Origin of the sequence: Methanomethylovorans sp., from assembly GCF_050177135.1 — an archaeon.
GTDB lineage: Archaea > Halobacteriota > Methanosarcinia > Methanosarcinales > Methanosarcinaceae > Methanomethylovorans.
In genome coordinates, this window is the sequence record NZ_JBFXHJ010000018.1 from 13039 (window position 1) to 23614 (window position 10576).

Consider the following 10576-nt stretch of genomic DNA (forward strand, 5'->3'; position numbering starts at 1 on the left):
TTGTTCCACCCACGACTACAGTTGCTGTATCTGTAGCTTTCTGCCCAGTTGTATCCGTAACAGTAAGTGTCACTGTATACGTTCCTGCTGTTGTATATGTCTTTGTAGCTGTCTTACCTGTAGCTTCGGCTGTTATGCCATTTGAAGCATCGAAATCCCAGGAGTAAGAAGCTATGCCTTTATCATCGGTAGAGGCACTTGCATCGAAACTGACAGAAGAACCTACGGTTGCAGTCTTATCCGCACCAGCATTAGCGACTGGAGCAGCATCTATCTCATTGGGAACTGTTGAACCACTCGTAGATGGGGCTTCATGCACGTTATTGCTCATTGTGAAACCTCCGCCATATGTGTCCCCATTCTTATTGTTGTAAAAATTATTGTTATTAACTATGAACTTAGCGTAGGATGACTGTGTGTTCCATATACCCACTCCTGAGCCTGTAACTCCACTCATTCCATCATTGTTCATTATGACATTGTTCCTCACATAGGTGGTGAACTGCGCCTTTTGCTGTGCAACATATCCAGACCATGCATACCATTTTATTGCAGCATTGCCGCCATCATCGAATACATTATTCTCAATGATGGTGTTGTCAAAATTCTGCATTGTGATCGCTGCATTGGTATATCCGGTATTTGAAGCATGCTGTCCTACTTTTGTAAATGTATTGTGATGTATATGGACATTCTTTGCCCTTATGGTATTATCAGAATATGCTGCAAACATCCAGATACCTGAACCCCTTATAGAATGTATCTTATTATTGTATATTTCTATATTATTGAAAGGAAGGGTTGTCGAGCTCCCGGTTTTGTCTATCTCTATTGCCGGCCCTGTTGATGTGCCGCCCCCGTCAGAATAGAATGTATTATCATGGACAGTATAATCTGTTATACCGCCTGATAACCTGCACGCACTATTTGTCCGTGTGAAAATGGTGTTGTATGCAACTTCACCATCATTACAATAAAGTGCATAAAATGCATCGTGACCCATTTTGTACACATTGTTGTGAGTAAAAACAACGTTGTTGCACCATTTGATCTTTAATCCATCATTGCATCCCCATTCAAAACGCATGTGCGAGACTTCTACATTATCAGAACGTTCTAAATATATTAAATTATAATATCCGTTTCCAAAAGAAACACCCTGATTTTCGCTGTTCCCATCTATAGTAAATCCAGTGATCACAATATTGTCCGCCCCGACTTCACCCCGGATCATGGGAACTTCCTTGGACCAGCCAGCCTTTGGAACAAGTTTTATTTCAGCAGTTGAGTCACCTGTGAGTTTTGTTTTTGCACCGATATTAAGAGTGCTATCTATCCAGTATGTATTTGGGCCCTTCAGATAAACAGTACCGCCACCAATACTATCTATATACGCCAGTGCTTTATTTATTTCAACATGGTCGTTCGTTCCGTCACAAATGTAGTCGCCGCTTCCGCTTGCAGCAACATACACAGTTGCAGCTGAAGATAGACCGGATCCGACTATTGAAAAACACAGGAAGCAAAGTGACAAGCCGAGGAAAAAAACAGACATTTTTTTAAACGTGGTGTTGTTTCTATTCTTAGTTGTTAATAGATAATCTTTTTTAGATAAAGCATTTTTTGGAGTAAATAAGCAACTACTTACCCATAATGCAATTAATAATACGTGACGAGATTTAGCCCACCTATGGGCACTAAATCTTTCGAAGATCTTAAAACATATACTTTCAACCATATTTTATACACCTCTCTTTTCATTTGTTTGAATTCAATCCGATATTTTGTTAAAATGCGAAAATTCTGTGCAGCAGAGCATATCCATGATCAGTATAACATACAGTTATGAAACCTGTATCTCATCCAATATTCTCATCAATTATCAACAGCCCCGTTTTTCGCATATAGGTTTGCATTTATGTTTGAGATATATAAAGATACTTACCAGCTAAAAGGCTCTTAAACCCTTAATTTTTTAAAAAAAAGCAAAAATAGAACTATTTTATTATTTTAGCTTTTTAAACAAAGATAATGCAAAATATAGATGATTTTACATTTTATTTTTAAATTTAAGTTAGATAGGGAGTTTATTTAAAATTGATAATAATGAACTAAAAAGAAAAATGCAACATATTGAAGTTGCTCAGCGGCCTATGATGAGTGTGAATGAATATATATTTCCAAAAATTATTTTAAATCAGATTTAAGGGTATTATATGAATTTTATTCGAAAATTAGTGTATTATAAAGCTTTATTAAATATGATAAAGTATTATAAACCCCTGTTGCCTTGAAATTGAAAAAGAATTGTAACAGCTAAACGTAAATTTTATTATTATTGATCAAATAAATAAAATGGAGTATATAGGTTTTGAACTGGCTGAATCTTCTTGAGATTAAAGGCATTTGTCAGTTTTATATCTTAAGTTGCCTCAAACAATAACATAATTCCTAAACAGTGCAAATATAAAAGATTATAGATATGTGAGAAAAGGAATTAAATTCAGACTCATCGATCATTTTTCTAAGATACTTAAAACCAGTGATGATTAATTTATCAGTATCAACAGAAATACTAATTTTCAGGAAAGATCTTCTTTTCTTTCCTGTCCTAAATGAATATTATAGTAACACAATGACCACTTGCAAAGCCACTTGAATCAATAGCAGCGACCTCTATTTTTTCACTATATGAGTAGAAGAGTTTTAGTGTTTGTTGTAACAATGATCTGAATATAACTGATTTTATTCTTGTAGCGAATTTGTGAAGAGTGTTCCGGATTCAAATCTGGAACTCCCATTAAATCTATGATTTAATGGTATAGTATAATGTGGAACTTGTTTTAGTCCGATTCTCAGCTTCCATTTGTCCATTAATTCTACAAGTTCAACAATACTTCTGTAGTCCATATTGAGATATCCTTTCAACAAAATCAGAGCCAATAGCTTGTGTTGTGTATATTTTCTTTTGGAATATTTACAACTATAGATCGGCAGGTGTTATCTTTCTGATACTGCTGGAACTGTCTCAACAAACTTTAAGTACTTATTAAGCAAAGCACAATCATCCCCTTTCTGTCTCAGTGGAAAGTAATGCTTAGGGGATTTATACCTTTTAAATTATTAGGTCAAAATAAAAACAAAAGTAGCATTCCTACAGAGCCAGGTAAAAATAAGCTAATAAGAACTTCAACTGGTGCTGAATAGGATTATATACCTAGAATGATTAATATATTTTGTTTAGCATATTAAATGACAGGTTTTAGGGTATTTATGTCCAGCTATAAAATAATTAAAGATATCGGGATAATAGGTCTATCCCAGGTTCTGTCATCTTTAGGGTCATTTTTGTTGTTACCTATAATAACAAAAAATCTTGGAAGCTACGACTATGGTATATGGGCACAGATTTCGATAACTGTGTCTCTTCTGAGTCCGGTGGCAGTCTTAGGATTATCAATGGGGATCATTAGATTCCTGTCAGGTGAGCAAGATATCCAGCGAATAAGAGAGACATTTTACTCGGTGTTATGCATAGTCTTTTCCGCTGGCGTTATCATTTCAACAATGCTTTATTTCGTATCCGATATTTTGGCACAGACAATTTTTGGAGATCCGAATGCATCATATTTTATAAAATGTGGATCTTTTCTGGTCTTACTTTTAGCTGTAGATCAGATCGCATTGTTCTACTTCAGGATATTCCAGAAAATCACTACATTCTCTATTCTTACTATTCTCAAGTCTATAGGACATCTCATAGTAACTATATTTTTGTTGTACCTTGGTTTTGGACTTTTATCTATCATAATTTCTTTAATACTGATCCAGTCCGCATTATTCATCTTTTCAATGTACTTCATAATTTCAGATATTGGTTTTTCATTACCTAAATTCCAGGGGATCGAAGAGATCTTAAGATATAGTTTACCTTTGACCCCAAATTCAGTTATAAGATGGGTTACAGATTCCAGTGACAGATACATGGTAACTTATTTTATGGGTCTGAGTGCTGCAGGGATCTATTCTGCATCCTACGGCATTGGAAATCTGATCAACTTTATAATTATTCCTATTCAATTCATACTGTTCCCAGAACTATCAAGACTTTACAATCAAGGAAAGCACACAGAAGCCGCTGTTTACATTAATAGATCTCTTAAGTATTTTTTATATGCTGCAATTCCTGCAACCTTTGGTTTGTCTTTTCTTTCAACACCCTTATTGGTCACCATAACAACCCCCGAATTTGCATCAGGTAGTAATTCAATTCCTTTTATAGCGGTTTCTGGCTTGTTAGCTGGTGTATTTCAGATATTGATCAACATAACCCATTTGGTAAAAAGAACGAAATTCAATTTGTTCATTCAGATATTTGCAGCTTCTTTGAATGTAGTATTGAACATTATGTTGATACCTTCTTTTGGAATCGTAGGCGCTGCTATCGCAACTTTTGCATCATATTTACTGATGGTGATAATATGCGCTCAAGTGTCATTTAAGTATTTACGACCGGATATTGACTGGGTATTTATTTCAAAATGCGTACTTTCATCCATTATAATGTGTTCTTTTTTGTTTTTCCTGAATTCAGATGATCTCTTTTCCTTGGTCAGAAATGTAACATTGGGGGCATTAATATACATAGTTTCCACTTTGGTCCTGAATAGCTTCAATAAAGAAGAACAAACAATGTTCAAACTCGCATTTGAAAAAATAAAACAAAAAGTATAACAATTATTTCCAGCTCATAAATTCATAATTTTGTAAATATGCAATAATGATCTGGAAGATCTATTTTGCTTATAAGTTAAAAGATATTTTTGAGTTATCACTGACTCTTTATTTTTAGTTTTCTCAGGCAAGTAGCGATGATGCTAGCAGATGTTTCTTTACAGTCCATTATGAAAGGTTTCAGATCTTTTCTGTCAAACATAGCGAAATGAGTTTCATCCGAAGTAAATATGTTATGATAGAATATTTTAGAATATCCAGGTCTTGATATCAGATTGATTATCTCATGCCTGAGATACACAAAATGAATATTCTTGTTTTTAAGCTGATCTTGATGGGGTACAGTTTTTCCCAAGGCATCCAAATACTGCGAATACTGTATGTTCACCCCGGAAAGATTACCCACTCTGTGCCACATCATTGATCTTAGATTTATTTCAGTTAATTTGTACTTCCCGTCCCGGTGATCATACTTGAACTCAGGTTCAGCAATACCGTATATATTCATCCCTTCAAGCAATTTTCTTCCCTGCTCGCTAATTACATCAGGAGCTTCATTAGATGCGCTGGAAAACACTCCAAAATCATCCGGGAATTGTGACAATTTCTTTCCGGTCCATTCGTTCAAAATTTCTCCTTTCTTATTACGATAACCTACATAAGCATATATACAGGAACCATCACCAGGTATAATTTCTGAAGCCAGAAAAGATATTCCGGCATCGATGTAATTTTCCAGTTTCTCTCTATTTTTGTGCAGATCACTTTCGTTTTCCAGTGTCATGTTCCTGAAAACTTTTTTCTTTAGATCGTCCCTTTTATTTGGTTTAATTAATATCGGATACTGTATATTAATGAACATCAGTTCCTCTTTAATTTTTATATGTTTTGTTTTTGGATATGGTACTCCCAATTTTTCACAATACTCATATTGCACATATTTATTACTGCACTCTAAGAAATTATTGTTATTCATTGGTACAAAACAAAAGTCTTGGATTTCATCATGTATCTTATGTAAGTTTTCAAGATAAAGATCATCAGAAGGGAATATTACAATTTTTTCATATTCTTTGTGGAGACGATTCAATTCAGAATATAAATTTTCTGCACTGTTCTTTATAGTTTTATATTCTTTAATTTTATTGCTGGCAGAAGCTACTCTCTTCTCTACATCAAAGAGAACTATTTCTTTAACACCCTTTTCATATAATTCTTGAATAATGGAGTAACCATTAACGCGTCCTCCTAGGATCAATACGCAATGTTCTTTTTTGATATTATCACCTCTCTTTTCATTCTGAGGTATGATTTCTAAAAATCTCTTCTCCACTTGTCATCCAGGCATTTTTGCCAGAGCAGTATTTTAATATTTTTTCGTAAAATTTCAGATATTCACCGGTCATAAAATTATTGTGCCAGAGAATAGTAATTACGCCATTGTATTGTTCAACTCTGTTAATTAATAATTTTGTAAGTTTCCATGCCCTTTCAAAATCCAGTCTCATATAATCTCTTAAAAGAGTACAATCCATTATTACAAGTGGTATTTCAAGAATATCGATTTCTTTTCCAGTATTCAGGTTGAACGGCTTGAACGGATGACACATTCCATTTCTGAATCCTGCACAATCAGCATATCCAAATGTTGTATCGTATTTGAAACCGGCTTCGCTTAACATTTCCCATGTATCCGGTATTTTGAATTTCAGGTAATGGTTCCTGTAACCTACAATTTTTTTTCCTATAATGTCTTCAAGTATTTTTTTTTCCTGAACAGTCACTTTAACGTTATTATATGATTCATGTCCTCCATGAAGTCCCACTTCCCATCCATTATCAGATATGTCCCTGATTTCGTCAGATATTTCTTCAAGATCATAGTTGTAATCTCTTTCCTCAGGTTTGAGTGCCAGGAAATAAAAACTTGATTTAGCTCCATATTTGTCTTCTATTTCCATTATTCTTTCAAAATCCCGATAAGGATGTTGTTTTTTATCAAGACCGGATATTGTGTATTGCAGACTGTTTTTATAATCGCCTTTTATTGTGGACTTCATGGATTCAAATGCACAGTTGGTGATCGTCTGTTTTATGACATCTATATCGTGCGTAAGGCAAACAGCAAACTTTTTTCCATCCGGGTATTTTGGATTCAATCCGTTATCGATCAAATACTTGGATAAAATGGGGTCCATTACGTCCCTATGTTTGCTCAAATAGTAAGGAAACCTTTCATATTGGTCTAAGAGTAGTGGATCGTATTCTTCCTTTTTTGTGAAAAGATCCCACATTTCTGTCTCTGCACGTATTTTATCGATCAGGTTCATGTTAGCACACCAATTATTCAATCCAATTTACCATAATTTTCATGTACGGTTTATTTATGACCAACAGATTTCATTTCTATATATTAATCCTTTAATTAATTTAAAAACCATCTTTTATCTTTTCGATTCTTTGAAGCTTTAGTGTATCCTTGATGGAGTAGGTCTCAATTCGTTAAAATGAAAGTTAAAATATCAATCTAATTATATAGATTGATAAATATAAATAATATTCGGGTTATTGGACATAACAGATAAAACCATCTCTAAAGACAGGGTATCAAATTAAGTAGAGCGTAATAACTTTACGCTCACACTTAATTCTTCTACCTCCTCTAGAGATTAGTGCCCTTCATATCAGGTTTTTGTGGCAGTCACGGTTAATTTAGGTTTCTGAGCTGCATTTGTCCATTCTGAACTGTAGAATGCAATGTAATTGCCGCTCTCTGTCCTGGCCTTCAGGAACAATCCGGTGTTCTTGTTCTTACCGCTCACATATTCCTGCACGAGCTGTGTGACATCAAATTCATAATACTTGTTACCAGGTACTGTTCTGGCAGGGAAAGTAAGGGATGCGTACGGTGTACTTCCCTGTGCAACTCCATTCTTATCGTACCAGCTTCCTCCTGCTGTGCTCCATGCAGTACCGGATACGCGGTTGTTCCAGGTCACATACTTTGGATCCCATTCGGCAGCTGGTCTGTATACCTCTACCACTGTATCAGAAGTACGTGTGGCACCTGTTGGATAATACCAATACAGCGACAGGGTTGCCTTGGATATCGTGTCTGTTGTCTTGTAATCACTAAGATCGAACCACATTAGATCCCTGCAACGAGTTGAACTCCTTCCAATGTCAAGATAATTTGAACTGCCATAAACTGTAGTTTTGGATGATTCCACCAATCTATTGTCATAAAGGTCAAATCCAGTATTTGTAACTGGTGTGGAGCTGACGACTACTTTTACTGTATCTGTTGATTTCTGCCCGCTCGTATCTGTGACCGTGAGCGTTACAGTGTAAGTTCCTGCTGCTGTATATGTCTTTGTAACTGTCTTGGCTGTAGCTTCGTCTGTTATTCCATTGGAAACGTCAAAGTCCCAGGAGTAAGAGGCTATGCCTTTATCGTCTGTAGAGGCACTTCCATCGAAACTGACAGAAGAGCCTGCGGTTGCTGTCTTATCTGCACCAGCATTTGCAACTGGGGCATTATCTGCAGCAGGTGTTCCTACGGTCACCGTTAATATTGGTCTCTGAGCTGCATTTGTCCACTCTGAACTGTAGAATGCAATGTAATTGCCGCTCTCTGTCCTGGCCTTCAGGAACAATCCGGTGTTCTTGTTCTTACCGCTCACATATTCTTGCACGAGCTGTGTTACATCGAAGTCATAATACTTGTTACCAGGTACTGTTCTGGCAGGGAAAGTAAGGGATGCGTACGGTGTACTTCCCTGTGCAACTCCGTTCTTATCATACCAGCTTCCTCCTGCTGTGCTCCATGCAGTACCGGATACGCGGTTGTTCCAGGTCACATACTTTGGATCCCATTCGGCAGCAGGTCTGTATACCTCTACCACTGTATCAGAAGTACGTGTGGCACCTGTTGGATAATACCAATACAGCGACAGGGTTGCCTTGGATATTGTATCTGTTGTCTTGTAATCACTAAGATCGAACCACATTAGATCCCTGCAACGAGTTGAGCTCATTCCAAGATCAATATAGTTGGAATCCGAATAAACAGTAGTTGGGTTCGCATCACGTAATCTATTGTCATAAACAGTTAGTGGATCATCTATCTGATTTGAAACTGCAGTACTGACAACCACATCCACTGTATCTGTTGATTTCTGCCCGCTCGTGTCTGTGACCGTGAGCGTTACAGTGTAAGTTCCTGCTGCTGTATATGTCTTTGTAACTGTCTTGGCTGTAGCTTCGTCTGTTATTCCATTGGAAACGTCAAAGTCCCAGGAGTAAGAGGCTATGCCTTTATCGTCTGTAGAGGCACTTCCATCGAAACTGACAGAAGAGCCTGCGGTTGCTGTCTTATCTGCACCAGCATTTGCAACTGGGGCATTATCTGCAGCAGGTGTTCCTACGGTCACCGTTAATATTGGTCTCTGAGCTGCATTTGTCCACTCTGAACTGTAGAATGCAATGTAATTGCCGCTCTCTGTCCTGGCCTTCAGGAACAATCCGGTGTTCTTGTTCTTACCGCTCACATATTCTTGCACGAGCTGTGTTACATCGAAGTCATAATACTTGTTACCAGGTACTGTTCTGGCAGGGAAAGTAAGGGATGCGTACGGTGTACTTCCCTGTGCAACTCCGTTCTTATCATACCAGCTTCCTCCTGCTGTGCTCCATGCAGTACCGGATACGCGGTTGTTCCAGGTCACATACTTTGGATCCCATTCGGCAGCAGGTCTGTATACCTCTACCACTGTATCAGAAGTACGTGTGGCACCTGTTGGATAATACCAATACAGCGACAGGGTTGCCTTGGATATTGTATCTGTTGTCTTGTAATCACTAAGATCGAACCACATTAGATCCCTGCAACGAGTTGAGCTCATTCCAAGATCAATATAGTTGGAATCCGAATAAACAGTAGTTGGGTTCGCATCACGTAATCTATTGTCATAAACAGTTAGTGGATCATCTATCTGATTTGAAACTGCAGTACTGACAACCACATCCACTGTATCTGTTGATTTCTGCCCGCTCGTGTCTGTGACCGTGAGCGTTACAGTGTAAGTTCCTGCTGCTGTATATGTCTTTGTAACTGTCTTGGTTGTAGCTTCGGCTGTTATTCCATTGGAAGCGTCAAAGTCCCAGGAGTAAGAGGCTATGCCTTTATCGTCTGTAGAGGCACTTCCATCGAAACTGACAGAAGAACCTGCGGTTGCTGTCTTATCTGCACCAGCATTTGCAACTGGGGCATTATCCGCTGTCGAAGCAGATGAACCACTTTTGGAAGCTTCGGCAGTGTTACCATATCGGCCAATGTTTATCACTCCGCCATTCGGAGAGGGTTCGCTGCTGCAAATACATTTAGAATTACCTTCATCAATCAGTGGGCTCGATATTGAATCTGTTACCCACTTGCCACTTGAATAACGGCCCGCCTTGCTCTTAAGATGGTAGTCACGTGAACTGAGCTTTGAATTGGTTGGATCAACGCATTGCGGATCAACATTCAGGTTATTGCTCATTGTGAAACCTGAGCCATAGGTTTGACCATTCTTATTATTGTAGATATTGTTATTCTGGACTATGAACTTCGCGTAGGACGGCTGTGTGTTCCATATACCCACGCCTGAACCTGTAACTCCACTTGCTCCATCACTGTTCATTATGATATTGTTCCTCACATAGGTCGTGAACTGTGCTTTTTGCTGTGTGATGTGGCCGGACCACACATACCATTTTATTGCTGCATGGCCACCATCATCAAATACATTGTTCTCAATGATGGTGTTATCAAAATTCTGGATCTCGATAGCTGCGTTGC

General features: G+C 37.6%; 5 protein-coding genes and 1 pseudogene. 1 reads left to right on the top strand and 5 read right to left on the bottom strand.

The window, feature by feature from the left end:
* Both AB7U21_RS02805 and AB7U21_RS02810 read right to left on the bottom strand, forming a co-directional pair.
* The coding region (locus tag AB7U21_RS02805; RefSeq protein WP_428386885.1) for a PKD domain-containing protein at positions 1 to 1534 on the bottom strand (1534 nt) is incomplete at its 3' end.
* Between the two features lie 968 nt (positions 1535 to 2502).
* Positions 2503 to 2997 (bottom strand): annotated as a pseudogene (locus tag AB7U21_RS02810) (IS5/IS1182 family transposase); the annotation flags it as partial.
* A gap of 276 nt (positions 2998 to 3273) precedes the next feature.
* Here AB7U21_RS02810 and AB7U21_RS02815 point away from each other — a divergent pair.
* Positions 3274 to 4734, top strand: a complete 1461-nt coding sequence (locus AB7U21_RS02815) for a flippase (RefSeq protein ID WP_428386887.1) — start codon at positions 3274 to 3276, stop codon at positions 4732 to 4734.
* A gap of 97 nt (positions 4735 to 4831) precedes the next feature.
* Here AB7U21_RS02815 and AB7U21_RS02820 read toward each other — a convergent pair whose 3' ends face one another.
* The 3 genes from AB7U21_RS02820 to AB7U21_RS02830 form a co-directional block, all read right to left on the bottom strand.
* A complete protein-coding gene (locus tag AB7U21_RS02820; RefSeq protein WP_428386889.1) occupies positions 4832 to 6067 on the bottom strand; it encodes a hypothetical protein in 1236 nt (411 codons plus the stop codon).
* Positions 6030 to 7064, bottom strand: coding sequence for a polysaccharide deacetylase family protein (locus AB7U21_RS02825; RefSeq protein WP_428386891.1), 1035 nt, complete (start codon positions 7062 to 7064; stop codon positions 6030 to 6032). Before AB7U21_RS02825 ends, AB7U21_RS02820 begins: the two co-directional genes overlap by 38 nt.
* A 354-nt stretch (positions 7065 to 7418) precedes the next feature.
* The coding region (locus AB7U21_RS02830; RefSeq protein WP_428386893.1) for a disaggregatase related repeat-containing protein at positions 7419 to 10576 on the bottom strand (3158 nt) is incomplete at its 5' end.

Bases quoted from the DNA above. Each gene is read 5' to 3' on its own strand.
- AB7U21_RS02815 (WP_428386887.1), top strand. From the start codon at position 3,274: ATGTCCAGCTATAAAATAATTAAAGATATCGGGATAATAGGTCTATCC.
- AB7U21_RS02825 (WP_428386891.1), bottom strand. From the start codon at position 7,064: ATGAACCTGATCGATAAAATACGTGCAGAGACAGAAATGTGGGATCTT.